Origin of the sequence: Streptomyces gobiensis, assembly GCF_021216675.1 — a bacterium.
Lineage (GTDB): Bacteria > Actinomycetota > Actinomycetes > Streptomycetales > Streptomycetaceae > Streptomyces > Streptomyces gobiensis.
Genome location: NZ_CP086120.1, coordinates 5,218,422 through 5,243,289, shown reverse-complemented (window position 1 = coordinate 5,243,289; position 24,868 = coordinate 5,218,422). Strand labels below are relative to the sequence as shown.

Here is a 24,868-nt window from a genome sequence, read left to right as displayed (position 1 = left end):
GCCCGCCCGTGAGGGACGACTACGCGGGCGGCGCGGGGGTACCCGCCGGTTCTCGGTGAGCGGGTGAGCGGAGGTGGTCTCGGATGAAGGCGGTCGTCTGGCATGGCAAGCGTGATGTGCGAGTGGAGGACGTACCCGATCCGGAACTGATCAAGCCAACCGATGCGATCGTGCGGATCACATCAAGCGGGCTGTGCGGTTCGGATCTGCATCTGTACGAGGTGCTGGCCCCCTTGATGACGCCGGGGGACATCCTCGGCCATGAGCCGATGGGGATCGTCCAGGAGGTCGGCAACGGCGTGACAGAGATCGCCCCGGGCGACCGGGTCGTGGTGCCGTTCCAGATCGCTTGCGGCACCTGCTTCATGTGTGAGCACGGCTTGCAGACCCAGTGCGAGACCACGCAGGTGAAGCAGCATGGCACGGGCGCCGCGCTGTTCGGTTACACCAAGCTGTACGGCTCGGTGCCCGGGGCCCAGGCGGAGTACCTGCGGGTGCCACAGGCACAGTACGGGCCGATCAAGGTGCCCGAGGGCCCACCGGACGACCGCTTCCTGTTCCTCTCGGATGTCCTGCCCACCGCCTGGCAGGCGGTGGAGTACGCCGCGGTCCCCAAAGGCGGCAGCCTGGTGGTCCTCGGACTCGGCCCGATTGGTGAGATGGCCTGCCGTATCGCGCTCCAGCACGGCGTCGAGCAGGTCATCGGCGTCGATCTGGTGCCCGAGCGGCTGCAGCGCACCCAGGCCCGGGAAGGCGCGGAGGTGCTCGATCTCACCGAGCACGAGGACATCGCCGAGGTGATCCGCGGCAAGACCGGCGGCCGTGGCCCCGATGCCGTCATCGACGCCGTGGGCATGGAAGCCCACGGCAGTGTCGCGGGACAGCTGCTGCAGCACATGGGCTCGCTGCTGCCGCGCAGGATCGCCGGGAAGGTGATGTCCAAGGCGGGTGTGGACCGGCTGTCCGCGCTGCATCTGGCCTTCGACATCGTGCGCCGTGGCGGCACGGTATCGCTGAGCGGGGTCTATGGCGGAATGACGGATCCGCTGCCCATGCTGAGCCTCTTCGACAAGCAGGTCCAGCTGCGGATGGGTCAGGCCAATGTCCGCCGGTGGGTGCCCGACATCCTGCCGCTGCTGCTGGCGGAGGACACCCTGGGCGTGGATGAGTTCGCCACCCACCATCTGCCGCTGGACCAGGCCCCACAGGCGTATGAGATGTTCCAGAAGAAAACCGACGGTGCGGTCAAGATCGTCCTGCAGCCATAATCGTCCTGCGGCCATAACGGGATCAGCCCCCTGTTCGATCCACGGGTTCGATCCGCAGTCGCAGGGGCGGCTCGGTCACCGGGGGCGGCAGCCGCAGCGGCCCGGCCCCGGGCGTGATGGAGCCCAGCAGCGCGGGGGCGTGTGCCCCCGTGGCCGAGGGGACGCTGCCCGGGATGCCGTGCACCGTCAGAAAGCCCAGCAGTGCGAAGAGATACGCCTCCTTGGCCTGGGCGGGCAGGCCGCACACCGTGCTGCCGGTGCTGTCGCTGATCCGGGTGGGCGCGGACAGCGCGCGGATACGCTCCATCAGCACCGGGTTACGCACCCCGCCGCCGGATACCGTGACATCGGCCAGGGCGTGCTCACGGCAGGCGGCGGCCACCAGGCAGGCGGTCAGCTCGGTGACCGTGGCGACCAGGTCGTCGGGGTCCGGGCCGCTCCCCCGCAGGCGCTCACGCAGATATCCGGCGTGGAAGAGCTCCTTGCCCGTCGACTTGGGCGGCGGCAGCCGGTAGTACGGCTCGTCCAGCAGCCGCAGCAGCAGGGCACGGTCGACGGTGCCCCGTGCGGCCCTTAGCCCGTCGGTGTCCATCCGCTGCGCTCCCCCGGTCGCCCAGTTGGCCGCCACGTCGATGAGGGCACCTGCGGGGCCGAGGTCATAGGCGGTGATCCCGCCCTGCCGGTCGCGGGCCGTGATGTTGGCGATGCCGCCGAGGTTGAGTGCGCCATGTCGGCCGTGCCGGGGCAGTAGCAGGGCGTCCAGGGTGGCGGCGAGCGGTGCTCCCTGACCGCCACGGGTGATATCGCGGGTACGCAGGTCCGAGACGACGGGCAGCCCGGTGGCCTCGGCGATCCAGGCGGCGCCGCCGAGTTGCAGTGTGCCGTACGCCCGTGCCCCCTCTACCCAGTGGTAACAGGTCTGCCCGTGCGAGACCACCAGCTCGGCTTGTCCCCGGGCCAGTTCGGCATGGGCCCGGCCCGCCACCTCGCCGAAGAACTGGCCGAGCCGGGTGTCCAGCCGGCAGATCCGCTTCAGGGTCGTAGCGGCCGGGGGCAGCGAGTCGGCCAGCTCCGTACGCAGCCGTTCCGGGAAGGGCACGCTGAGCAGCCCGCCCGGGCGGAGTACGATCTCGCCGTCCTGGCAGCGCAGTTCCGCCAGGGCCGCGTCCACCGCGTCGTGGGATGTCCCGCTGAGCATGCCGATCACCCTCATGACGGCATTGTGCGCCGGCTGGCGGGCCGGTTCAGCCCGCACCGCCACGGGCCGCGCGCCGGGCCCGCGCGATGCGGCGGAGCACGATGAGCAGATCCACCACCGCGAAGACCGCGAGACCGGTACTGATCCAGGCGAGCGTACGCAGCGAGTCATCGCTGGGGATGTCCTGGGGCCCCGCCGCCACCGACCAGGACCAGAAGAGTACGGCGCCGACGATGAAGAGCGGGGTGAACAGCAGCGCCAGCACCAGCCGCACCCGCAAATGGCTGCGGGCCGTAATGGGTTCGGTGCCGGTGCGCGGCAGGATGCGGCCGAGGATGCCCTCGCGATCGGGGTCGGGTACACGGTCCCGCATACGGTTGCCTCCCGCTGGCTACCTGCCATCAGGTGACTGCGGGTACCCGGTGCTGTCGTGCCCATACCGGCGCTGGGCGAGCTCATCGTGGTGGGTCTGCTCCGCCAGCCGGGCCCCGGACCGGTAGCAGGCACGGCCGACCGCGTAACCGGCGATGGCGACGGTGAGCAGTTGCACCAGGATCGCCACGGCCAGGGTGAGGAAGGTGATCAGGCCCGGCAGCCGGATCAGCGCGCCGAGGAGCAGACACATCAGGCCCAGGGCCGCTGCCTTGGTGACCGCGTTGGCCTGGCTGAGGGCATCGGGAAGCCGCAGCAGCCCCAGCGCGGCCACGATGATCAGGGCGGCACCGGCCACCATCAGCGCGCCCGAGGCCATGGTCTGCACGGTCATCGGATGCGCCTTCGCTCCAGCAGGCGCGCGAGCGCCACCGTGGCCAGGAAGCCGATCAGTGCCGCCACCAGCACCAGGCTGAACAGGACCGGCCTGTCCAGCCGCACCGCCAGCATCGCGACACCGGCCACGAAAACGACGAAGCCGAAGTCGGCCGCCACCAGCCGTTCCGCGTCCGTGGGTCCGTACACCACCCGTGCGATCGCCACCAGCAAAGACAGCACCAGCGCCAGGAGCACCGCGTCGGTCAGCAGCATCAGTCTCTCCTCCGCACTCCAGGGACGTCATCGGTCGGCCGCATCGCGGCCAGCATGCTGGTCTCCAGCTTCCGCAGCTCCCGACGGAAACTGTCCACATCGTCGGCGTGCGTGCCGTAGACATAGAGAATCGGCGGGTTCGTTCGCACCTCGATCATGAGAGTGCTCGGGGTCAGGCTGATGAGACTGGCGAGCACCACGATTTCTCCTCTGGTGCGGCAGCGCAGCGGCAGCTCGACAATGGCGGGGGCCAGCCTGCCGGGGCTCAGGATCTCCCATGCGATGATCAGGTTCGCCTCGATGAACCGGTAGCTGAAGTAGCCGAGGAAAGCGGCCAACCGGTGCGTTCTGGCGGCCGCGCGCCAGATCCATGTGCTCATCCGCCCGTCACCTCCCGTACCCAGGACGAGGGATCGGCCAGACCGTCGGCCGCCGCCCCAGCGGCGACCAGCAGAGGCTGCGCGCCGAGCCCGAGCCCGACGGAGAGCGCGGCCAGCAGCGCCGCCGGCAGCACCACGGTCGGCCGGGCCCGGGGGGCTGAGTTCCGGACGACGCCGCTGTCGCCCGCCGGAAAGGATGGCTGACCGGCGAACACCCCGCTCCAGATCTTGACCGTGTAGAGCAGCGTCAGCAGGCTGACGGCCACCGCCACGGCAACCGCCAGATACTCGGTTTCCACCGCGGCCGCGCGGATGAGGGTCAGTTTGGCGACGAAGCCGGACAGCGGGGGCAGCCCGGCCAGGGACAGCGCCACGGTCAGGAAGACGACGGTCAGTACGGGCTCCCGGCCGCCCAGCCCGCTGATCTCACCCAGCCGGCCGCTGCCATAGGTGACCTCCACCGCGCCCGCGCAGAGAAACAGCGCCGTCTTCACCAGGACGTACTGGACCAGATAGAAAACCGCGGCGGTCAGCCCCGCCGCGGTGAACAGGGCGAGTCCGAGGAGGACATAGCCGATCTGGCTCACCATGGAGAAGGCCAGAATGGACCGCATGGTGTTCTCACCGACCGCTCCGAGTGCTCCCACGACCATGGTCAGCAGGGCTGCCAGCAAGATGATCCACAGGTAGTGCCGTTCGCCGTCGAAGAGCACCGAATAGACCCGGATGATCACGTAGAGGCCGACCTTGGTCAGCAGGCCGGAAAAGAGCGCGGTGACCGCCGGGGACGCGTGGGGATAGGTGCGGGGCAGCCAGCTGTGCAGCGGCACCACCGCCGCCTTGGCCGCCATCGGCAGCACAAGCACCGCACCGGCCAGCGCCACCAGCGGTGAGGTGCGCGCCGCGCCGGCCAGCTCGCCCAGGTTGACCGTCCCGGTGACGCCGTAGAGCAGTGCGAGCCCGGCCAGGAAGGCCGTGGAGGCCAGCAGGTTGAAGACCAGATACAGCCGGCCCGCGGACACCCTCCGCCGGGTGCCCGTCAGCGTGAGCAGGGCGTAGGACGGTACGAGCATCACCTCGATGAGCACAAAGAGGTTGAACAGGTCAGCGGTCAGGAAGGCACCGTAGACGCCCGCCGACAGAACGAGGGCGAGCGGCATGTACAGCGGGTGGGTGTCCTCACCACTGGCCATGGCGAACCCCAGACAGACCAGCGTCAGGAGCGCGGTGACGCCCAGCATGAGCGCGCTGAAGGTATCGGCGGCGAAGACGATCGCCACGCCGGGTGGCCAGCCACCGACATCCGCCGTGAGGACCGATCCGTCCAGCGTCCGTGCGAGCAACCAGCCGCTCAGCAGCAGCACCGCCCCCGTGATGCTCAGCGCGGCCACCCGGCACAGCACCCGGTGGCGGCCGGCGGCCACCGTGGTGCCCGCCGCCAACAGCGGGCCGGCCACCGCGAGCGGCAGCACCGCGCCGCTCATGGACCCTGCTCCGTGCCCTCGTCGGCCCCCGCGTCCCGGTCCCGCTCGGGGTCCTGCTCGGGGTCCTGCTCGGGGTCCTGCTCGGGGCCACCGGCACGCAGCAGCGCGAGCAGATACACCGTGATGCCGAAAGTGATCACGATCGCGGTCAGCACGAATGCCTGCGGCAGCGGGTCGGCCGCCGAGTCCGGATCGGTCTGCCCGATGAATGCGGGGTCCCGGCGGGCCATCCCCCCGGCCGCTACGAACAGCACGTTCACGGCGTGGCCGAGCAGTACGAAGCCGAACGTCACCCGCAGCAGCTCCCGCTGGAGCACCAGATAGACGCCTCCCGCGACGAGGATGCCGACCAGGATCGCAGCGGTCATGCCGTGCCTCCCCTCGTACGCTCCCGTGTGGTGCCGGCCGCCGCGTCCGGGTCCGCGGGCAGACCGTTGGCCAGCCGGTCGACGGCCGCGAAGACGAGCCCAAGCACAAACAGGTAGACCCCGAAATCGAACATGAGCGACGAGGTGAGGGAAAGGGAGCCCAGCGGGGGAAGGCTGAGGTGCCCCCGCACCGGGGTGAAGAACGCCTCGCCGCCCAGCATCACCACCAACGCGACACCTACGCTGATCAGCACGCCCGCCGCGACCAGCGTGCCGGGCCGCAGCAAGCGGGTACGGCTGCCGGGCACCCGGCCGTGCGCCAGGTAGCTCAGCGCGACCGCGGCCCCCGCGACCAGCGCGGCGATAAACCCGCCGCCGGGCTGGTAGTGCCCGCGCAGGAACAGATAGGCGGACAGCACCAGCATCACCGGACCCAGCACACGGCTCGCCGCCTGCAGCACCAGCCCGTCGATGGCCGGCACCGGCCGCCCGGCGCCAGGTGCGTCCCGCGAGCCGAGCAGCAGCAGCAGACCCAGTGCGACGACTCCCAGCACCGCTGCCTCACCGAGGGTGTCCAGGGCCCGGAAGTCCACCAGGACCGTGTTCACCACATTGCGGCCGCCGGTCTGCTCCTTGGCTTCCCGCAGGAAGTAGTCACCGACCGGGGACAGCGCCCGGTGTCCGGTGAAAACCAGGGTCGCCGCGGTCGCTGCGGCGCCGGTCGCGGCGGCCAGCGCTCCGGCCGCCGCCGCGGGCCGGGGCCGCCGCCGCGTGAAGCGGGCCGGCAGATGGCTGACGACCAGCACGGCGACAACCGCCGTAAGGAACTCCACCAGCAGCATCGTCAGCGCCACATCCGGGGCCCCGGCGAGCAGAAACCAGCTGGCCACGAGCAAGCCCGCCAGCCCCAGCAGGATCAGGGCAGCAAGTGCTGAGGCCGTCAGCACACTGCCGGCCACCACCAGCGCGAGGGCCGCCAGCAGCGGCCAGTCGAGGGCGCTGGCGGTCCCCGGGCCGGAGACCGCCGGATCGCTCAGCACGACGCCTCCCACCACCGCGAGCAGTACCAGGCCGAGCAGCGGCCGGATGAGATGCGGAGCGAGGGCGTCGGCGCGTGTGGGGCGGCCGACCAGGGCGCCGAACCGCAGCAGGGCGTGGTAGCCGCGGTTGAAGGGTGCGCGCGGCGTCGGAATGCTCAGCAGCGTACGTTCCACGGGCCGCCCGGCCAGGAACAGGGCCATGCCCACCACGATGGCCGTCGTTGTCATCGCCACCTCGGCGGTGAAGCCCGGCCACAGCTCAAAGCCGGGCGGCGGCAGGTCCGGATCGATCCCGCTCAGCGCCCAGCCGACCACCTGGTCGAGCACCGGCACCGCGGGGCCGAGCAGCAGTCCGAAGGCCGCTGGCACCGCGGCGGGCGTCAGGAACGCCCAGGCGGGTTCGTACAGCCCGCTCTGCACGGTGGGGCCGCCGAACGCACCGTAGAAGATCCGCAGTCCATAGGCGAAGGTGAGCGCCGAGGCGGCGACCGCGACGGCGGTGGCCACCGGTCCCGCCCAGGGCGCGAAGTCCGCTTCCAGGAAGCCCTTGAAGAGGAACTCCTTGCTGACAAACCCGATCAACGGCGGCACACCGGCGAGCGACAGCCCGGCCAGGCCGGTCATCAGGGCCGTGGTGGGCATGACCCGTCGCAGCCCGGACAGTTCGCGGATGTCCCGGCTGCCGGCCTCCTTGTCGATGATCCCCACAAGCATGAACAGGGTCGCCTTGAACAGGGCGTGCGCGATGGTGTGCAGCATCGCCGCGGCCATCGCGGTCGCGGTGCCCACACCGATGACCGCGGTCAGCAGCCCGAGCTGACTGATCGTGGAATAGGCGAGCAGGGCCTTGAGGTCGTGCTGCCGCAGTGCCCACATCGCCCCGTATACCGCCGTGACCAGGCCGACCGTGACCAGGGTGGCGGACCAGGCGGCCTGGCCCGCGTACAGCGGCGAAAACCGCATCATCAGGTAGATCCCGGCCTTGACCATGGCGGCCGCGTGCAGATACGCGCTGACCGGGGTGATGGCGGCCATGGCGCCGGGCAGCCAGGAGTGGAACGGCAGCTGGGCCGACTTGGTGAACGCGGCGATGACGATCAGCACACCGATCGGCCAGGCCATCGGCGAGTCGATGATCTGCTGCCGGTTGGCCAGGATGGCGGTGAGGCTGGTGGTCCCGGCGGTGATCGCGAGCAGCACCACCGCGACCAGCAAGGCCAGCCCGCCCATGGCGGTGACCAGGAACGCCTTCACCGCCGGCTGGGTCGCCTGCGGCCCGGCGATGGCGATCAGGAGGAACGAGCAGATCGTGGTCAGTTCCCAGAACACCACCAGCAGCACCACATCGGCTGCGAGGACCAGACCCATCATGGACAGCGCGAACAGGGTCAGCAGGCTGTAGAAGGGCGTGTGTGCGCGCCCCGTGTCCAGGTAGCGCGGGGAGTACGCCATGATCAGGGCGCCCACTCCGAGGATCAGCATGCAGAACGTCCCGGCCAGACCGTCCAGCCGCAGCGCCACCGACACGTCCAGCGAGGGCAGCCAGTGCCAGCTGGTGGTGACCGTGTCGCCGGGCGTTTTCAGCACCGCGACGGCCAGCAGCAACCCCACCAGAAGAAACCCACCAGCCAGCGGATAACCGGTGTTCCGCCCCAGCCGAGCGGCCACCACGGGAACCGTGGTGGCCAGCAGGATCATCGCGGCCAGGGCGACGATCAGCAGCATCGGCGGCCCTCGTCAGCGCCGCATGGTGGTGATCGAGGCCAGCAGCACCGGGCCGGGGCAGCGCTTGATCACCTCATCGGCCACGCTGCCCAGCATCCGCTGGGGGGAGCTCTTGCCGATCGGCACGAAGAGCACCCCGAGGATGCCGCCGATGAGATACCAGCGCCAGTCGCGGTAGCCCCTCCGGCCGAGGAAGAACACCATGGCGGCGATACCGATGGCGACCCACAACACGGCAATCAGTGCTACCAGCAGCGCTGTCGGCATTCGGACTCCTTGCGGGCCCTGGCGGGTGCCAGGGTGGGGGCGGACATGCGACGGGCCAGGACCGCGGCCAGGACCGCGGCTCGGACTGCACTGGGTCCCCATGGGCGGCGGCGGGAAACACCTCATAGCTTCACGGTGAGGGCGGTCTTTCTCACTCCGGATGGGCCGTTCGGCGCAGTACCGGGTCCGCCGGGCCCGCGCTGAAGGCCCCTGGGTCACTCGTAGCGTTCGAGGGACTCCTCCAGTTCCCGGATCCGGGCGTCCAACGCTTCGGCGCGGCGGGCCTGTTCATACCGGGTGCGGGGCGGCCTGGCCATGATGATCAGGGCCGCGCAGCGGTAGAGGCAGTAGACCGGTACGACGACCGGCCAGGCCAGTCCGTAGACGAACGCCTGTACAGCGGTGACGCTCCGGCCATGCGCGGAGAAGTGTTCCAGTGGGTCTTCGTCCGTGTGCCAGTACCCCTCCTCGGCGATGATCCTGCTGCGCTCAATGCCGTAACCCACACGGGCGGTCAGCAGGGCGATCACCAGATACCCCAGCACGCCGGCCAGGAAGTAGACGAGCATCCGTCAGCTCTCCCGTTCCTACGACTCTCTACGGCTCTCCTGCCGCGAAGCACCGTTTCCGGTGCCCGGCCCGGGTACCCCGGCCGCCGCCCCTGTAGTGCCGCGTTTCCCGGGCCTGGCGGGGGGGTACCCCGCGGCTGTCCGGCCCGTACCGGGGCTGGAACGGCACGAGAGGGGTACGACATGGCCGAGCAGAGCGGCCTGCGGGTCGTGGTCACCGGCGCCACCGGGAACGTCGGCACCAGTCTGCTGCGGGCCCTGGGCGAGGACCCGCGGATCGGTTCCATTCTGGGCATCGCCCGGCGGGTACCGGAGTGGACCCCGGCGAAGACGGAGTGGGCAAGCGCGGACCTTGGCGCGGGCGGGGCCCGGGATGCCGACCTCACCGCTCTCTTCCAGGGCGCCGATGCCGTCGTCCACCTTGCCTGGCTGTTGCAGCCCACACATGCCCCGCTGACCATGTGGCGGACCAACACCCTGGGTACGGACCGGGTGCTGCGGGCGATGGCGACCGCAGGGGTGCCCGCGCTGGTGTACGCCTCATCGGTAGCGGCCTACTCGCCGGGACCGCGTGGCCCCGGGGAGCGTGCCGTGGATGAGTCCTGGCCGACGCATGGCTGGCCGACCGCCGCGTACTCCCGGGAAAAGGCCTACGTGGAGCGCCTCCTGGACGGATTCGAGCGCGACCACCCCGGGATCCGGGTGGTGCGGATGCGGCCCGGGTTTATCTTCAAACGGCAGTCCGCCATGGAACAGCGCCGGTTGTTCGCCGGTCCGCTGGTGCCGCACCGCCTGGTACGGCCCGGACTGCTGCCCGCGGTACCGGACATCCCGGGGCTGCGCTTCCAGGCTCTGCACACCGATGACGCGGCGGACGCCTACCGGCAGGCGGTCGTACGCCCCGTGGAGGGCGCGTTCAATCTGGCCGCCGACCCGCCCATCGACGTTCATGTGCTGGCCGACCTGCTCAAGTCCCGGGTGGTGCCGGTACCTCCCGCGGCGCTGCGTGCCACGCTGGCGGCGGCCTGGCGGCTGCATCTGGTGCCCGCCTCGCCCAACCTGTTCGACGCCCTGCTCCGGCTGCCGTTGCTGGACACCCACCGGGCCCGTCAGCAGCTGGAGTGGACTCCGCGCTGGTCGGGACCGCAGGCGGTGGCGGAGTTTCTGAGCGGTCTGCGGCAGGGCGCGGGCATGGACACCCCGCCCCTGGCGTCGAGGGTGCCGGGCGGGCGGATCCGGGAAATCGCCACCGGCATCGGCAGCCGGCCCTGATCCCACCCCCGTCCATGGGCTGAGCGTTACACAATCCTCAGCACTACACGGGCCAGGTAGTAGATCACGAACACCGCCACGACGATCGCCAGGACGATCATGGGCCCGGTGGCCCAGCCCCGCGTCGGGTTATGCGTCTCCTGCGGCCCCGCCTCGGACATACTGCCCTCCGCGGGCGGGGTCTCGCCCGGCGGCACCGAGCCGCCGGGCTCCAGCCCCGGAGTGCGCTTCGGCTCGGGGTCAGGGGTCTCGGCATCCCGCTCGTTCTTCTCGTTCTCGTTCTCGTTCTCGTTCTCGTTCATCAGCTTCCGGGCACCTTCCGGGTCCCCGCTAGGAACGTGCCTCGCGGGTCTGCGAGCGGTTCGCCTTACGGATCGCCTTCAGCAGCTCGCTCTTGTCCATCTGGGACCGGCCGGAGATATCCAGCTCCTGCGCGACCTCGTAGAGGTGTTTCTTCGTGGCCTTCTCGTCCACGCCCTCCCCGCTGCGTCCGCCCCGCTGCCTGGGCCGCCCCGCCTTCGGATCGGAAGGCCCCTTGCGGCCCCGCTCCTTGCGTTGCCAGCGGTCGCCCACCTTCTCGTAGCTGTGCTTGAGCGCCGAGAAAGCCACCCGATGAGCGCGCTCGCCCTCGCCGTACTGCTCGACGGCGGAGTCATGCGCTTTGATCCAGGTGCGCTGCGCTCCCTCGGAGGAGCGCTCCAGCGTCGACGGGAGTTCCTGCCGTCCTGGCATCGGGCTCACCTCCAGTTTCCGTTGCTGTTCGGGTAACCCCGGCGCCGTGGCGGAAACGGGATGTGTCAACCGGGGCCGCTCGGTCACCCGCTTGGTGGTATGGCAGAGCACCGGAAAGGTGGTGCGCGCGATGCGCTACGAAGAGCTGACCGGCCAGATCCAGGCGCGTGCGGGCCTCCCCGATTCGCAGTCCGCGGAGCGGGCCCTGCGGGCCACTCTGGAGACGCTGGCCGAGCGGATACCGGACGGAGTGGCGGACCATCTGGCGGCACAGCTGCCCCATGAGGCGGCGGAGTCGCTGCGCCGGGTGGTGGCCGTCCATGAGGCGTCGCCGCTCCACCGGGAGGAGTCACGGGAGCGGGGCGAGCGATTCGATCTGATCGCGTTCACCGGCCGGGTGGCCTGGCGCGCCGAGGCCTCGGAGGAGGAGGCCATACAGCAGGCGACGGCCGTGCTGGAGGTGCTGGACGCGGCCGTTGCCCCGGAGCTGATGAACAAACTCAGCAATGTGCTGCCACAGGACATCAGGGCGCTGCTGCCCTCCGCCCGCGGCGGTGACTAGCGCACTAGCGCACCAGGGCGGGCGGCCCGAAACACCCGAACCGCCCCGGGACGCGGCGGCTCAGGGCTGCCGGTCGGCCTTCGGCTTGCCCCTCTGGTACGGCGTGCCGTGCGGCGGCGGATGGGTGGGCTCCGGGGAGGTCGCCGGTGAGACCGGGGAGGCGCCCCGGGTCGCGTCGGCCTGCCCAGGGCGCGGGGCGCCGCCGGGTGAGGGGGTGGCCCCCTCCGCCAGCTGAGTGAGCCGAGCGGTGAGGAGCTCGATGACGTGGGTGCGGTCGGCGTGCTCACGCTCGTAACGAAGCAGCAGCTCAACGTCGTCGGAGGACAGCGGACGGATCCGGTGCTCCAGCTCGCCGAGGGCCAGCTCGTCGTAGTCGGGCAGTGGCAGTTCACCGCGGTCAGAAGTGTTCATAAAGACCGGGTAACCGGCGGCAGGCGCAGAAAACCCGGCTTCCGGAGCAGGGATTCCGCCCCGGCGAACCGGGCATATACCTCAACACCAGGACAGTATCGGGAGGTTGAGTCTCCGTTTCCTTACTCCCACCCACCTCAGGTCAGTAGCCTCATCCCTCGAACGTCAATGCGCCGACGATCGCGATGAGGAGAATTTGATGGAACGTCCCGCCTGGGCCCCGCAGGGCATCGATCTGTCCAAGCCGAGTGTGTCCCGGATCTACGACTACTACCTGGGCGGTTCCCACAACTTCGAGGTCGACCGGGAGGCGGCGCGACAGGCCATCGAGGCTTTCCCGGGGCTGCCGAAGATCATGCAGGCGAATCGTGCCTTTATGCGGCGGGCCGTGCGCTACGCCGTGGACCAGGGCATCACCCAGTTCCTCGACATCGGATCCGGCATACCCACGTTCGGCAATGTCCATGAGGTCGCTCAGGCCGCGAGTCCGCAGGCCCGGGTGGTCTACGTCGACAACGACGCGGTCGCCGTCGCCCACAGCCGTGCGGTGCTGGAGGGCGATGACACGACAGAGGTCCTCGCGGCTGACCTACGCTCGCCGCAGGACATCCTCGGCAGCCCCGAGGTCAGCCGTCTGCTGGATCTGGAGCGCCCGGTCGCCCTGCTGCTCGTAGCGGTTCTGCACTTCATCAAGGACGAGGAAGACCCATGGAAGGCGATCTCCCAGGTGCGGGAGGCCTTCGCCCCCGGCAGCCTGCTGATCCTCACCCACGCCTCGACCGAGGGCGGCCCCCGCACCTCTGACCAGGGCGATGAGATTTCGAAGATCTACAGCAATGTCGGCTCACGGCTGATGATGCGGTCGCACGCGGAGGTCGCTCGCTTCTTCGAGGGCTTCGAACTCATCGACCCCGGTCTGGTGTCGATGCCGAACTGGCGCCCGGAAGGGCCGGTCGACCAGGAGGACCCGGTGGTCTTCAGCGGCTTCGCGGGAGTGGGACGTAAGGCGTGAACGCACTCTCAGAGGTCTCACCCGGACCGGACAGCACCGGTCCGGCCGAGCCCGGCCACAGCGACGGTCTGCGGCGGTTCGCGACGATCTGGAGCCGCGCGGTCTATCCCACCACCGCCACCTCGATGACGCGTGCCGAGTTTGAAGAACACCTGGTGCCGCTGGCGGAACAGCTCCGCGCGGCGCTGCACAGCCGTCCCTTCGATCCCACCACCGCCCGCGGGGTGGGCGCCGCGCTGGTCAGCGCGCACTGCACCTCGCCCGACGCGCTCACGCAGGTACTCGGCGTCGTCGACGCCTATCTGCTGCTCTACTGCTCGGACCGCGCGGCGCTGCATCCGGAAGAGGGCCGCGCCCGGTGCGCCCGGCTCCAGCACGCCATCTCGGCGGGGTTCGCCCGCGCCCTGCAGGAGCGCACACGCACCGAGCAGGAGGCACTCTCCCGCGCCGCCCTCGCCGCCCAGGCCGAGATCGAAAAGGCGCTGCACGACAGCGAGACCCGCTTCCGTGCCGTCTTCGAGGGGGCCACGATGGGCATCGGGATCGCCTCGATGGACGGCACCGTGCTCGACGTCAACGCGTCGCTCGCCCGTATGTTCGGCGGCTGTGAGGAGCTGCTGCGCAGCCGGAAGGTCACCTCGTGGGTACACCCCGATGACGCCCCCGGGGTATGGCGGATGTACGACGAGCTGGTGCGCGGCCACCGGGAGCACTTCCAGACCGAGAAGGCCTACCAGCGCCCCGACGGCACCGTCCTGTGGACCAATCTGACGGTCTCCCTGCTGCGCGACCCGGACAGTACGCCCCGGTACATGCTCGCCCTGATGGAGGACATCACCGAACGTCGGCTGCTCCATCTGCGGCTGCGGTACGAGGCCACCCATGACGCGCTCACCGATCTGCCCAATCGCACCCTGTTCTTCGAACGCCTGGAGCAGACGCTGTCCCGCGACGATGACCAGGCACGTATCGGGCTGTGCTATCTGGACCTCGACGGCTTCAAGACCGTCAATGACAGCCTCGGCCATGCCGTGGGCGATCAGCTGCTGGTGGCCGTCGCCGAACGGCTGCAGAGCTGTGTGACCGCTCCGGGCCAGGTGGTGGCCCGGATCGGCGGCGATGAGTTTGTGGCACTGGTCAGTGATCCGGCGTCCCGCAGCGAGGTGACCGATCTGGCGAACCGGGCGCTGGAAGCGTTCTCCACGCCGGTCTTAGTGGCCGGCCGGGAGCTCTCGGTACGCGCCAGCATCGGCATCGTCGAAGGGCTCGCCCGGGAGCTGACCCCCGCTGAGGTGCTGCGCAGCGCCGATATCACCATGTACCGCGCCAAGGCACGGGGCGGCAATCGCTATGAGCTGGCCGACCCGGATTCGGACGCCCGTGCCATCAGCCGGCACAGTCTGACCAACCGGCTGCCCGCCGCGCTGGACGGCTGCGAGTTCTTCATCGAGTACCAGCCGCTCGTCCGGATGGACGACAGCAGCGTGGAGGGCGCGGAGGCCCTGGTCCGGTGGAACCACCCACGGCACGGAGTACTGGGCCCGGACCGCTTCATCCCGCTCGCCGAGCACACCGGGCTGATCGTCCCGCTCGGCCGCTGGGTGCTGGAGGAGGCCGTACGGCAGGCGTGCGAGTGGCAGGTGCGGGGCATCGGGGGTGCCCGGCCGCTGCGGGTGAACGTCAATCTGTCCCCACGGCAGCTGCAGCACTCCGAGCTGGTACCGGACACCGTTGCCGTTCTGAAGAACGCCGGGCTGCCCGCCGAGTCGCTGTGTCTGGAGGTCACCGAGAGCGCCCTGATCAAGGCCGATGACGATGAGCTCAAGCCGCTGCGCCAGCTGGCCGAACTGGGCGTGGGCATCGCCCTGGACGACTTCGGCACGGGCTACTCCAACCTGGCCAGCCTGCGCCGGCTGCCCGCGAGCACTCTCAAGCTGGACCGGTCCTTCACCCAGGGGCTGCAACGGCACCCGGCCGATCCGGTTGACCTCAAGGTGGTGGAGGGCATCGTCTCGCTCGCCCATGTCCTGGACCTGTCGGTGACGGTTGAGGGCGTGGAGACCGCACCCCAGGCCGAGCATCTGCGTGCCCTGGGCTGCGACTCGGCACAGGGCTGGTTCTACGCCCGTCCTGGCCCGCCTGAGCAGCTTTCGGGCGGACTCCTCCCCCTGGCCGCCGGACAGTGATGTCCGGCGGCACGGGGGCCGCCGCTGCGGCGGGCGTTCGCCGCTAGCCTGCCCGCAGCGGGTCGTGACCCAAGGTCATCAGCCGGTGCCGCCAGGCGGCGTGCTCCGCCGCGTCCGGCGCGGGAGCGTGTTCATGCTGCGTCTGCACCGTATCCACAACCTGGGCCATCAGCCGGATGTCCGCATCGGTCAGATCCGTGCGGCGCTTCTGCAGGATCTTGAGCACATGACGCCCCTGCTCCGTGCCGGACTCCTCCGGCAGCTCCTCGGTCTCCTCTCCCGCGCTCTCCGTCCTGAGCCAGGCACCCAGCTCCTGCGAGGTCATGTTCACCACCTGGTGGAACTCATCCCAGAGAGCCTCCAGCTCCACTCCGGCGGCACCGGAGATTCCGGATACATCAGCCACGGTCTGCCTCCAGGGTTGCTCGTGGCCCGCGAGTTCCCAGGCCGCCGCCCCGGGAAACGCCCAGGGCGGCGCGGACGAAGGCGACCAGCAGGGGCTCAGGGGACATGGTGGTTCAGCCAGGCCAGGAGGTCGGCCTGGACCTCGTCCCGGTTGGTCTCGTTGAGGATCTCGTGGCGGGCTCCCTCATACGCCCGCCAGCTCACCTCCCGCATGCCCAGATAGCGGAAGTCCTCCAGAAGTTCGTAGACCAGCGTCATCCCCTGATGGCAGGGATCCTGATCGCCCACCGCGATATGCACCGGCATATCCCGCGGTACGCGATCAAGCTGGGCCGGATCGTTGATCTTGCGGACGCCCAGCACCCAGTCCAGCGCGAGCCCGGCGCTGAACGGGAAGCCGCACTGCTGGTCCGAGACATAGCGGTCGACCTCGGCCGGGTCCCGGGAGAGCCATTCGAAGCCCGTGCGGTGCTCCCAGGGGTCGTTGAAGGAGCCGAAGAGCCTGGGCACAAAGTCCGACCGGGCTTCCCGGCCGCCCTTGTCGATCTCCGTGGTCAGCAGCCGTACCGCTGTCTCGCTCTCGCAGCCCGGCAGTGACCGGAAGGTCGCGGACAGAATGAGCCCGGCGAGCCCGGCGCCGTACTCCTGAGCGTAGTCACGGGCGAGCTGCGAGCCCATGCTGTGCCCGAGGAGCACCAGTGGCAGCCCGGGCCCCCCGGGGGCCGTCGCACGCACCTGGTCGCCGACGGCCTTGAGGTCGTCGACCACCGCCCGCCAGCCACTGGGCCCCACCACCCCGAGGCCACCGGTGTGCTCAGCCGTGCCGCCATGGCCGCGATGGTCAGAGGCGGCCACCGCATAGCCGTGGGCGGTGAGACAGCGCGCGAACCGGTCGTAACGCCGGGCGTGTTCGGCCGCGCCGTGCGCGATCTGTACCAGTGCCCTGGGCACGCCTTCGGGCCACCAGACGCAGGTCGCGATCGGTATGCCGTCCGCGGCCCGGATGGATTCCGCCGTCATGGCCACTGTCTCCTCCTTCGTTCGGATGATGAGATCCCGCCAAAGCCACAGCAGCGCCCACGCCTTCCCACACGCCCCTCTTGCGCCACCGCTGCCGATGTGAGCGGATACTCCGTGGTGTCCGGGCCATGCCATTGGGTAATGCTGCGGGAATGCGCCACTCCGTTCGGCGCCATGGACAACACTGCCGATACACCGGCCCCGTCAGCAGGCAAGCGGGGCAGCGTACCGCGGAAGAGAGTTCGTCATGGATCGTTACTTCACGGACCAGCGGCACGAGGAACTGCGCCATCGTGTAAGAGAGTTCGCAGAGCAGGAGGTCCGGCCCTCGGTTCCCGCCATGGAGGAGGCCCGCTCCGTCTGCCATGAGATCTCGCGGCTGATCGCCCGCCAGGGGTGGATAGGTGTCACCGTGCCCCGGGCCTACGGCGGCATGGGCGACGGTCATCTCGCCAAAACCGTGATTATCGAGGAGCTGTCCCGGGTGAGCGGCGCCATGGGCGCGATGGTCCAGGCCTCCCAGCTCGGTGTCGCCAAGATAATTCACTTCGGCAACGAGGAGCAGAAGAAGACCTGGCTGCCCGCGGTCGCCGCCGGAGAGTGCCTGCCGACCATCGCGGTGACCGAGCCCGAGTCGGGCGGGCATGTGCTCGGGATGGCCAGCAGCGCGGTGCGCGATGGCGATGACTACATCCTCAACGGGCACAAGGTCTTCGTAGGCAACAGTCATGTCGGCGATCTCCACGGAGTCGTCGTCCGTACCGGGCCCGGCTCCAAGGGGCTCTCGGCCTTCCTGGTCGAGTCCGGCCGACCCGGCTGCTCGCTGGGCGCCCAGCAGCCCGCGATGGGACTGCACGGCTTCAGCTTCGGTGAGCTCTACTTCGACAACTGCCGGGTGCCGGCCGCGAATCTGCTCGGCCGGGAGGGCGATGGCCTCGCCGTCGCCTACTCCTCCAGCGTGCTGTACGGGCGCGCGAATCTCACCGCCGTATCGCTCGGCATCCATCAGGCGATCCTGGAGGAGACCACACGGTTCTGCGCCGACCGCCACCGTTATGGCGCGCCACTGGCCCAACTCAGCCCCATCAAGCTGAAGCTGGGACAGATCCAGTCCCGGCTGATGACCGCACGGCTGGCCGCCTACCACGCTGTGCACCTCCTGGACGGCGGCCTGCCGTGTGACGCGGAACTGATGAACGCCAAGCTGGTCAATGTGGAGTACGCACTGGAATCGGCGCGCGACGCCATGGAGATCCACGCTGCCGCCGGCCTGTTCACCGACCGTCCCATCGAACGCTATCTGCGCGACGCACACCACATCTTCGCTCCTGCCGGCACCTCCGACATACAGCGGCTGCGGCTGGGCGAGTTCGCCCTCGGCACCGCGAAGGGCGAGTGGTCACAGCGGCTGTCGGAGCTGGTCCGGAGGGAGCCGGAACCCGCCTGCTGACCCTGCGGCCCCATGACGCTTCAGGAGCCGTGCTCCCGCCGGTGGATCTGCTCCACCAGCTTGGCGGCCATCGACTTGATGGTCTCCAGGCCCTGGCGGCCCCATGGGCGCGGTTCCTGGTCCACGACGCACACGGTCCCCAACGCCATCCCTGTGTGGTCAATCAGCGGCGCCCCCATATAAGAGCGGATGCCGATCTCATCGACCACCGGATTTCCCGCGAACCGCGGATAGTCACAGACGTCCTCCAGCACCAGGGCCTTGCGCCGCACGACGACATGCGGGCAGTAGCCATGGTCCCGCGCCATCTCCCGCCCGGGCTGCGCGGCCGCCGGGGACGGGCCCAGCTGAACGGCCTGGTCGGCCGCCGGGGTGTAGAGTCCCGCGAAATACTGCCGGTGCTCATCAATAAAGTTGACCATCGCATACGGGGCACCGGTGATACGGGCCAGTTCACGGGCGAAGTCATCGAACTCCGGGACCGGCACATCTCCCAGACCCAGCTCCCGCAACCGCACCACGCGCGCTGGAGCATCGGCGTCCTCGGGAGTGAGGAGGAGATGGCGCGTGGGGTCATACGACATCGGGGGCATACTTGCTCCTTGATTCGATGAGATGCTTGACAAGGGCCACAAGGACCTGGGTCGTGGAGCTGGCGTGCCGGGCGTCACACATCACCACCGGCACATCGGGTTTGAGGTCAAGGGCGGAGCGCACCTCATCGGTGGTGTACCGGTACGCGCCATCGAACTCATTGACGGCGACGATAAAGCCCATGCCGCGCCGTTCGAAGAAGTCCACCGCCGAGAAGCAGTGCTCAAGACGCCGGGTGTCGGCGAGCACGACAGCACCCAGCGCACCGGCACAGAGCTCATTCCACATAAACCAGAAGCGCTCCTGCCCCGGGGTGCCGAAGAGGTAGAGGACGTGCTCAGCGCTGAGGGTGATGCGGCCGAAGTCCATCGCCACCGTGGTGGTGGTCTTGTCCTCCACCCCCTCCAGGCTGTCCGTGGCGGCGCTGACCTGAGTGAGCAGCTCCTCCGTACTCAGCGGCTCAATCTCGCTGACCGCCCCGACGAAGGTGGTCTTGCCGACTCCAAAGCCGCCCGCGATGAGAATCTTCAGCGCGGTCGGAAACGGATCAGAGTCGTTTACGGAGTCCATGCAGCACCGCCTCCAGCAGCTCTCGGTCGGTCGGGTCGGGCCCCAGCACGGCGGGGGCCCGGGCGGTCACCGCGCCCCAGTCCACCAAGTCGGACAGAAGCACCTTGGTGACCACCGCAGGCATTCGGATATGCGCGGCGATCTCGGCGACCGAGGTGGGCCCCACACACAGGTCCAGCACATGGACGTGATCGGGCTCCAGACCGCTCCGTGGCCGCTCTCCGGTAGCCATCACCAAGGTCATCAGGTCGAATTGGGCCGTCGGGCGGGTGCGCCCATTGCTGACGGTGTACGGCCGGATAAGCCGTCCGGCCGCATCGTCGAGCCATGGCCCCTCCTGGGCATCGGGCATGTGCTCACTGCCCCGCCGGCTGCCGTGCCGGGGTAGCCAGGTACGGCCGGACGCTCTTCACCAGCATCGCCATCTCGTAGCCGAGGACGGCCGCGTCGGCCGCCGGGTCGGCGAGCACGGCGAGACAGGCGCCCTGTCCCGCCGTGGAGACGAACAGCAGCCTGGTATCGAGCTCCACCACCACCTGCCGGACTTCACCGCCGTCGGCAAATCGGACTCCAGCGCTGCGGGCCAGCGAGTACAGCCCGGAGGAGAGTGCGGCCAGATGATCGGCGGTATCGGTGTCGAGACCGTGCGCGGCCTTCACCAGGCCGTCGGAGGAGAGCAGAAGGGCGCTGCGGGAATGCGGGACGCGCTGGACAAGACCGGTCAACAGCCAGGAAAGGTCTGTGTTGTGACCGATGGGCGCTTCGCTCACCATGATCGCGTTCTTCTCCTTGGGGTGAGGGCCGGGGGCGCGGGCTGCCCCTGCCGACGGCCAGCGGTTGTCAACGTGTGCTGCGGGTGACGTCATCGGGATCGTCGTCCGCGAGACTGGTGCCCCGGCGGAAGGCGGCCATCAGTCCGGGGTCGTGCTCGGGTTCCGCCTCCTCCGGCGTCCCGGCCTGTGGTGGATCGCGCAACTCGGGTACCAGATGTTCCTGCCGACGGCGGCGTGGCAGCCGCGGACGCTCCCCGGCTGGTTCGTCCCCGGGGCCGTTGGCCGGTGCGGGCGGGGCCGCCGGTGCGGGCTCGGAGGCCCGCTGCTGCGCCGGGATGGGCAGTGGGGCGGGCTGTGCGGGCGGCTCCGGTACGGACCGTATGGCCGCCCGGCCAGGGGCCTTGGCCACCGCCGCCGTGCCCTGCTGGCCACCGCCCGGCTCGTCCCCGAGCAGGCTGCGCGGCAGGACGAGCACGGCCTGGACGCCACCGTAGATATTGCTCTGCAGCTGTACGACGACGCCATGCCGCCGGGCCAGCGCGGAGACCACGAAGAGTCCGATCCGGCCGTCCTGCAGCAGCTCGCCCACATCGATCCGCTCGGGGTCGGAGAGCAGGGCGTTCATCCGGTTCTGCTCGGCGGCCGTCATACCCAGACCACGGTCTTCGACCTCGACCGCGAGCCCGGCCGTCACATGCTGGGCGCGCAGCAGCACTTGAGTCTGCGGGTCCGAGTAGGCCGTGGCGTTCTCCACCAGTTCGGACAGCAGGTGGATGACGTCGGCCACCGCATGCCCCCGTAGCTTGCCCTCGATGGGGGGCACCAGCTTGACCCGGGGATACTGCTCGACCTCGGCGATCGAGGAGCGCAGTACCTCCATCATGGTGACCGGACGGGTCCACTGTCGGCGGGAGACGGCTCCGCCGAGTACGGCCAGGTTCTCCGCGTGCCGCCGGATACGGGTGGCGAGGTGATCGACATGGAAGAGGCCCTTCAGCAGATCGGGGTCCTCGACCTCGTTCTCCAGCTCATCGAGCAGCTGGATCTCGCGGTGCACCAGGGACTGCAGCCTGCGGGCGAGGCTGACGAAGACCTCGACTTTCTCCTCGCTGCCGCTGGTGCTGCTGCGCACCAGCGCGGCTGCCTCGACGACAGCGGCCTCGGCGGTGCGCTGGGCGACGGTGATGTCGTGGGCGAGCAGACCAAGGGCGTCGCCCTCCGGCTCGGGCATGGGTCCGTGTGCGGGCTTACGGGGCCGTTCACCCTGCTCCAGACGGCGGAGCAGGGAGCGGAGTTCGCCCTGGTTACGGAGGGCGTTACGACGCAGCGCGGCATAGCGCTCGACGGTGGTGCGGGCCTCGGCGGAGGCGAAGAGCGCGGCCCCGACCACAATGGCGCAGCTCAGCAGGAGCGCACCGCCGAGTACTCCCCATACGGTGGCACTGTCGGTACCGGTGCCGACGGGGTCGATCCCGCCCTGGGCGCGCAGTACATAGCCGATGACAGCGGCCGCGGTGACCGCGCTCAACCCGGCGGGCAGCACGGCCAGCCGCACCAGACGCCGCCGCACCGCCGCATCACTGGGCGTCTCCCGGGCCGGGCTGCGGCCGTGCCGGGCGCCCTCCCGGTTGGCACCGTTCGTCCTGTCTCGTTTGCTCCCGGAAGCCGACAGGTCATGCGGGACGCCGTCGAGCGACGGGGAGCCACCCAGGGCGGTGGCGGCGGCGGGCCCGGTAGCGGAGCTTTCTCTTCCGTTGTGCACCGCATAGCTCGGGGGTTCAGGCATCGCAGTCCTCGTAGCGTTGTGAGGTCGGATCGCCCCCGCTCGGGCGGGGAGATACAGATCAGCGCACGCCGGCTCTCAGCGTGAGGCTCACGCTAGTAGCCGCGGGGAGCCCACGCAGGCGCAGTTGACATATTCGCCACCCCGCGCCAGCCCCGTACGGGTGAATTTGACGCGCGATCTTAACTCCCCGTAACCCAGGGGGAGTTACCGCACCACACGATGATATTGACCCGCCCCCCGGCGGGGGCATACCGGCCGTTGCCGTCCTCGCCCTTCGCCGGACCTTGTCACGGCGGGCGGTCGGTGTCTCACGCTGTGCGTACGGTGATGGTTGCCAGGGCAATCATTGTCGTATCGTCGACGGAGTTGGCTGCCGTATCTGAGGAGCGCGTGTGACGTCCAAAGCCCTTGAGCCTGTGCTCACCGGTGTACGCAATTTCCGCGATCTCGGCGGGCTGCCGACGACCGATGGCCGCCGGGTACGGCAGGGGGTGCTCTTCCGCAGCGGACATCTGGCCCATGCGACGCCGGAGGACACGGCCTTCCTGAGCCAGCTCGGGCTGCACACGGTCTTCGACTTCCGGAACTCCGCCGACCAGGCCCTGGAAGGCCCCGATGTGGCGCTGCCGGGGGTACGGAACGTCAACATACCGCTGACCGATCCGGCCGATGGTGCGGAGTTCTGGCAGATGGTGCGGGAGGGAGATCTGCCACAGCTGCGGGCCACGCTCTCCAATGGGCAGGGGGTGGGCCGGATGACCGCCGCGTACCGGGAGATCATCAAGGGCCGTACCACCGAACACAGCCGGATGCTGCACGCACTGGCCGAGGACAGCGTGCCCGCGCTGATGCACTGTGCGGCGGGCAAGGACCGGGCGGGGCTGTCTATCGTGGTGACGCTGCTGGCGGTGGGTGTCGAGCGGGACGCCATCGAGGCGGACTATCTGCTGTCCAACGATCCACACCGCCGCTACAAGATGCACCGCGGCAATCCCGGTGAGAAGAATCGTATCGACCCCGAGGTACGCGAGCTGCTGTCCCCGCTCTTCGACGCCCGGCCCGCCTATCTGGCGGCCGCTTACGCCACGATCATCGAGACCTGGGGCGATGTGGAGATCTACCTCCGCGAAGGCCTGGGCCTCTCAGAAGAACCCCGCAACCGCCTGCGCACCCGCCTCCTCGACTAGCCGTACCAACCGACGTCACCATGTTGTGGGCAGTCGTTCCGCAGGGCGGAACGGGTGGGCACAACGCCCGGCCACCGGCCCGCACCGGGCCAACCCCGGGGCCCGGGGCGAAGCCCCGGTTACGGGAAGGGGCGGGATCGGGGAAGGCCCGCCGCGTGGGTGAGAAGCGTGCGGCCGAAATCCCACAGCAGCGAAGAGCCATCGTGAGCCTCCGCCATGACCTGACTGAAGGCGTCGACAAAGCGCTCCACCTCCCGCTCACCAATGATCAGCGGTGGAATGAGCTTGATCACCTCAAGGTGATCGCCAGAGACCTGGGTGAGGACGCGGTGCCGCTGCAGCAGCGGCACCGCGACCATCTGCGCGAAGAGCCCCTTGCGTACCGCCCGCAGCATGGTCCACCGCCCCCGCAGCCCAAGCCCGGCAGGCCTGCCGAACTCAATACCGATCATCAGCCCCCGGCCACGCACATCGTGCAGTAGCTCATAGTCGTCGACCAGCGCGGCCAGCCGCGTACGCAGCAGGTCTCCGGTCCGCCGGGCGTTCTCCACGATCCTGTCGTCCGCCATGACCGCGAGGGTGGCCAGCCCGGCCGCCATGGCGGGGGCACCGCCCCCGAAGCTGGCGGAGTGGACGAGCACCCGGTCCATCGAGGAGTAGACCTTCTTGAAGATCCACTCCTTGCCGAGCGTCGCCCCGACCGGAACATAGCCGCCGGAGAGTGCCTTCGCGACACAGACCAGATCGGGCTCTACGCCGTCCTCATGCTGGTAGGCGAAGAAGTCGCCGGTCCGGCCGAGACCGGTCTGCACCTCATCGGCGATAAGGACCGCCTTGTGCCGGTGCAGCAGCTCCTGGGCGCCGCGCAGGAAGCCGTCCGGAGGCGCGTACACCCCCTTGCCCTGGACCGGCTCCACCACCAGCGCCGCCACATCACCACGGCCCAGCTCCCGCTCCAGCGCCGCCAGATCGCCCAGTGCGATGGCGGTGTCCGGCAGCAGCGGTGCGAACCCATCCCGGAATCCGTCCTCGCCATTGACCGACAGCGAGCCGGTGGTCAGTCCATGGAAGGCGTGCTCGCAGTAGAGCACGCGCGGGCGCCCAGTGGCGCAGCGGGCGAACTTGAGCGCGGTCTCAACCGCCTCGGTGCCGCTGTTGCCGAAGAACACCCGGTCGAGATGGGGCGCATGCTCCAGCAACCGTTCGGCGAGCAGTCCGGGCAACGGCGGGCAGTCGAAGCGGGTGAGGTCGGCGAGCTGGGCGTCCAGGACATCATGCAGCGCCTGGCGGACGACGGGATGGTTACGGCCGAGCCCCATCACCCCGAAGCCCGCGAGCATATCGAGATAGTCCTGGCCGTCGGCGTCATAGAGATAGGCGCCTTCGGCCCGTTCATAGACCTTGTCGAAGCCGAGGGTGCGCAGTACACGCGGCAGTTGGTGGTTGAGGTGCCGGGAGTGCAGCTCGTACCGCTCAGCGCCACGCCCGGCCAGCAGGCCGGGGAGATGAAAGTCAGTCAAGGTCTTGATCACCCTGCTCAATTGATGGCTGGGGCAATGACGGCTGGGGTGTGGTGTCGGCGCCGT

At 69.5% G+C, this 24,868-nt stretch carries 28 protein-coding genes; 7 read left to right on the top strand and 21 right to left on the bottom strand.

Annotated features, from left to right (window positions below):
- The first annotated feature begins 83 nt into the window (after positions 1–83).
- Positions 84–1,268 carry a zinc-dependent alcohol dehydrogenase gene (locus test1122_RS24360; protein WP_232271311.1) on the top strand — a complete coding sequence of 395 codons (1,185 nt, stop codon included), beginning with the start codon at positions 84–86 and terminating at the stop codon, positions 1,266–1,268.
- A 22-nt stretch (positions 1,269–1,290) separates the two neighbouring features.
- On the opposite strand, the gene test1122_RS24355 is transcribed toward test1122_RS24360, so the two are convergent.
- From test1122_RS24355 to test1122_RS24310, 10 genes are all read right to left on the bottom strand, one after another.
- On the bottom strand, positions 1,291–2,481 hold the full coding sequence (locus tag test1122_RS24355; protein WP_232271310.1) for an anhydro-N-acetylmuramic acid kinase: 1,191 nt from the start codon (positions 2,479–2,481) through the stop codon (positions 1,291–1,293).
- A gap of 31 nt (positions 2,482–2,512) precedes the next feature.
- Entirely contained in the window at positions 2,513–2,839 is a 327-nt protein-coding gene (locus test1122_RS24350; protein WP_232271309.1) for a DUF6343 family protein, read from the bottom strand.
- Between the two features lie 18 nt (positions 2,840–2,857).
- Positions 2,858–3,232, bottom strand: coding sequence for a cation:proton antiporter (locus test1122_RS24345; RefSeq protein ID WP_232271308.1), 375 nt, complete (start codon positions 3,230–3,232; stop codon positions 2,858–2,860).
- Positions 3,229–3,489 carry an MrpF/PhaF family protein gene (locus test1122_RS24340; RefSeq protein WP_232271307.1) on the bottom strand — a complete coding sequence of 87 codons (261 nt, stop codon included), beginning with the start codon at positions 3,487–3,489 and terminating at the stop codon, positions 3,229–3,231. The genes test1122_RS24345 and test1122_RS24340 overlap by 4 nt, the downstream gene beginning before the upstream one ends.
- The gene (locus tag test1122_RS24335; protein ID WP_232271306.1) at positions 3,489–3,869 is read right to left on the bottom strand and encodes a Na+/H+ antiporter subunit E; all 381 of its coding nucleotides are present in this window, start codon (positions 3,867–3,869) and stop codon (positions 3,489–3,491) included. Before test1122_RS24335 ends, test1122_RS24340 begins: the two co-directional genes overlap by 1 nt.
- Positions 3,866–5,353: a monovalent cation/H+ antiporter subunit D family protein gene (locus test1122_RS24330; RefSeq protein WP_232271305.1), complete on the bottom strand. Its 1,488-nt coding sequence runs from the start codon at positions 5,351–5,353 to the stop codon at positions 3,866–3,868. The genes test1122_RS24335 and test1122_RS24330 overlap by 4 nt, the downstream gene beginning before the upstream one ends.
- Positions 5,350–5,721 carry a sodium:proton antiporter gene (locus tag test1122_RS24325; protein ID WP_232271304.1) on the bottom strand — a complete coding sequence of 124 codons (372 nt, stop codon included), beginning with the start codon at positions 5,719–5,721 and terminating at the stop codon, positions 5,350–5,352. Before test1122_RS24325 ends, test1122_RS24330 begins: the two co-directional genes overlap by 4 nt.
- A complete protein-coding gene (mbhE, locus tag test1122_RS24320; protein WP_232271303.1) occupies positions 5,718–8,486 on the bottom strand; it encodes a hydrogen gas-evolving membrane-bound hydrogenase subunit E in 2,769 nt (922 codons plus the stop codon). The genes test1122_RS24325 and mbhE overlap by 4 nt, the downstream gene beginning before the upstream one ends.
- Before the next feature lie 12 nt (positions 8,487–8,498).
- Entirely contained in the window at positions 8,499–8,753 is a 255-nt protein-coding gene (locus test1122_RS24315; RefSeq protein ID WP_232271302.1) for a hypothetical protein, read from the bottom strand.
- 215 nt (positions 8,754–8,968) lie between these two features.
- Entirely contained in the window at positions 8,969–9,322 is a 354-nt protein-coding gene (locus tag test1122_RS24310; protein ID WP_232271301.1) for a hypothetical protein, read from the bottom strand.
- 183 nt (positions 9,323–9,505) lie between these two features.
- Between test1122_RS24310 and test1122_RS24305 the strand changes: the two genes are divergently transcribed.
- The gene (locus test1122_RS24305) at positions 9,506–10,594 is read left to right on the top strand and encodes an NAD-dependent epimerase/dehydratase family protein (RefSeq protein WP_232271300.1); all 1,089 of its coding nucleotides are present in this window, start codon (positions 9,506–9,508) and stop codon (positions 10,592–10,594) included.
- A 26-nt stretch (positions 10,595–10,620) separates the two neighbouring features.
- Here test1122_RS24305 and test1122_RS24300 read toward each other — a convergent pair whose 3' ends face one another.
- On the bottom strand, positions 10,621–10,896 hold the full coding sequence (locus tag test1122_RS24300; protein ID WP_232271299.1) for a DUF6480 family protein: 276 nt from the start codon (positions 10,894–10,896) through the stop codon (positions 10,621–10,623).
- Positions 10,897–10,924: 28 nt separating this feature from the next.
- Positions 10,925–11,326, bottom strand: a complete 402-nt coding sequence (locus test1122_RS24295; protein ID WP_232271298.1) for a ChaB family protein — start codon at positions 11,324–11,326, stop codon at positions 10,925–10,927.
- Between the two features lie 46 nt (positions 11,327–11,372).
- On the opposite strand from test1122_RS24295, the gene test1122_RS24290 reads away from it, so the two are divergent.
- Positions 11,373–11,888, top strand: a complete 516-nt coding sequence (locus test1122_RS24290; RefSeq protein WP_338423570.1) for a DUF2267 domain-containing protein — start codon at positions 11,373–11,375, stop codon at positions 11,886–11,888.
- A 60-nt stretch (positions 11,889–11,948) separates the two neighbouring features.
- On the opposite strand, the gene test1122_RS24285 is transcribed toward test1122_RS24290, so the two are convergent.
- Complete coding sequence (locus test1122_RS24285; protein WP_232271297.1) at positions 11,949–12,299, bottom strand: DUF8129 domain-containing protein; 351 nt, start codon at positions 12,297–12,299, stop codon at positions 11,949–11,951.
- 199 nt (positions 12,300–12,498) lie between these two features.
- Between test1122_RS24285 and test1122_RS24280 the strand changes: the two genes are divergently transcribed.
- The gene (locus test1122_RS24280; protein WP_232271296.1) at positions 12,499–13,311 is read left to right on the top strand and encodes an SAM-dependent methyltransferase; all 813 of its coding nucleotides are present in this window, start codon (positions 12,499–12,501) and stop codon (positions 13,309–13,311) included.
- Positions 13,308–15,497, top strand: coding sequence for a putative bifunctional diguanylate cyclase/phosphodiesterase (locus test1122_RS24275; protein WP_232271295.1), 2,190 nt, complete (start codon positions 13,308–13,310; stop codon positions 15,495–15,497). Before test1122_RS24280 ends, test1122_RS24275 begins: the two co-directional genes overlap by 4 nt.
- Positions 15,498–15,540: 43 nt before the next feature.
- Here test1122_RS24275 and test1122_RS24270 read toward each other — a convergent pair whose 3' ends face one another.
- Together test1122_RS24270 and test1122_RS24265 are read right to left on the bottom strand one after the other, a co-directional pair.
- The gene (locus test1122_RS24270) at positions 15,541–15,903 is read right to left on the bottom strand and encodes a DUF3140 domain-containing protein (protein WP_277879884.1); all 363 of its coding nucleotides are present in this window, start codon (positions 15,901–15,903) and stop codon (positions 15,541–15,543) included.
- 95 nt (positions 15,904–15,998) lie between these two features.
- The gene (locus tag test1122_RS24265) at positions 15,999–16,922 is read right to left on the bottom strand and encodes an alpha/beta fold hydrolase (protein WP_232271294.1); all 924 of its coding nucleotides are present in this window, start codon (positions 16,920–16,922) and stop codon (positions 15,999–16,001) included.
- 247 nt (positions 16,923–17,169) lie between these two features.
- Between test1122_RS24265 and test1122_RS24260 the strand changes: the two genes are divergently transcribed.
- On the top strand, positions 17,170–18,372 hold the full coding sequence (locus test1122_RS24260) for an acyl-CoA dehydrogenase family protein (protein WP_232271293.1): 1,203 nt from the start codon (positions 17,170–17,172) through the stop codon (positions 18,370–18,372).
- A 20-nt stretch (positions 18,373–18,392) separates the two neighbouring features.
- On the opposite strand, the gene test1122_RS24255 is transcribed toward test1122_RS24260, so the two are convergent.
- From test1122_RS24255 to test1122_RS24235, 5 genes are all read right to left on the bottom strand, one after another.
- Positions 18,393–18,956 carry a GAF domain-containing protein gene (locus tag test1122_RS24255; protein ID WP_232272059.1) on the bottom strand — a complete coding sequence of 188 codons (564 nt, stop codon included), beginning with the start codon at positions 18,954–18,956 and terminating at the stop codon, positions 18,393–18,395.
- A complete protein-coding gene (locus test1122_RS24250) occupies positions 18,946–19,536 on the bottom strand; it encodes a GTP-binding protein (RefSeq protein ID WP_232271292.1) in 591 nt (196 codons plus the stop codon). The genes test1122_RS24255 and test1122_RS24250 overlap by 11 nt, the downstream gene beginning before the upstream one ends.
- A complete protein-coding gene (locus test1122_RS24245) occupies positions 19,514–19,888 on the bottom strand; it encodes a DUF742 domain-containing protein (RefSeq protein WP_232271291.1) in 375 nt (124 codons plus the stop codon). The genes test1122_RS24250 and test1122_RS24245 overlap by 23 nt, the downstream gene beginning before the upstream one ends.
- A gap of 4 nt (positions 19,889–19,892) precedes the next feature.
- Positions 19,893–20,309, bottom strand: a complete 417-nt coding sequence (locus test1122_RS24240) for a roadblock/LC7 domain-containing protein (protein ID WP_232272058.1) — start codon at positions 20,307–20,309, stop codon at positions 19,893–19,895.
- Between the two features lie 67 nt (positions 20,310–20,376).
- On the bottom strand, positions 20,377–22,095 hold the full coding sequence (locus test1122_RS24235; RefSeq protein WP_232271290.1) for a sensor histidine kinase: 1,719 nt from the start codon (positions 22,093–22,095) through the stop codon (positions 20,377–20,379).
- Between the two features lie 392 nt (positions 22,096–22,487).
- On the opposite strand from test1122_RS24235, the gene test1122_RS24230 reads away from it, so the two are divergent.
- Positions 22,488–23,282 carry a tyrosine-protein phosphatase gene (locus tag test1122_RS24230; protein WP_232271289.1) on the top strand — a complete coding sequence of 265 codons (795 nt, stop codon included), beginning with the start codon at positions 22,488–22,490 and terminating at the stop codon, positions 23,280–23,282.
- 119 nt (positions 23,283–23,401) lie between these two features.
- Here the strand turns inward: test1122_RS24230 and test1122_RS24225 are convergent, their stop codons facing one another.
- A complete protein-coding gene (locus tag test1122_RS24225) occupies positions 23,402–24,802 on the bottom strand; it encodes an aspartate aminotransferase family protein (protein ID WP_232271288.1) in 1,401 nt (466 codons plus the stop codon).
- Positions 24,803–24,868: the final 66 nt, after the last annotated feature.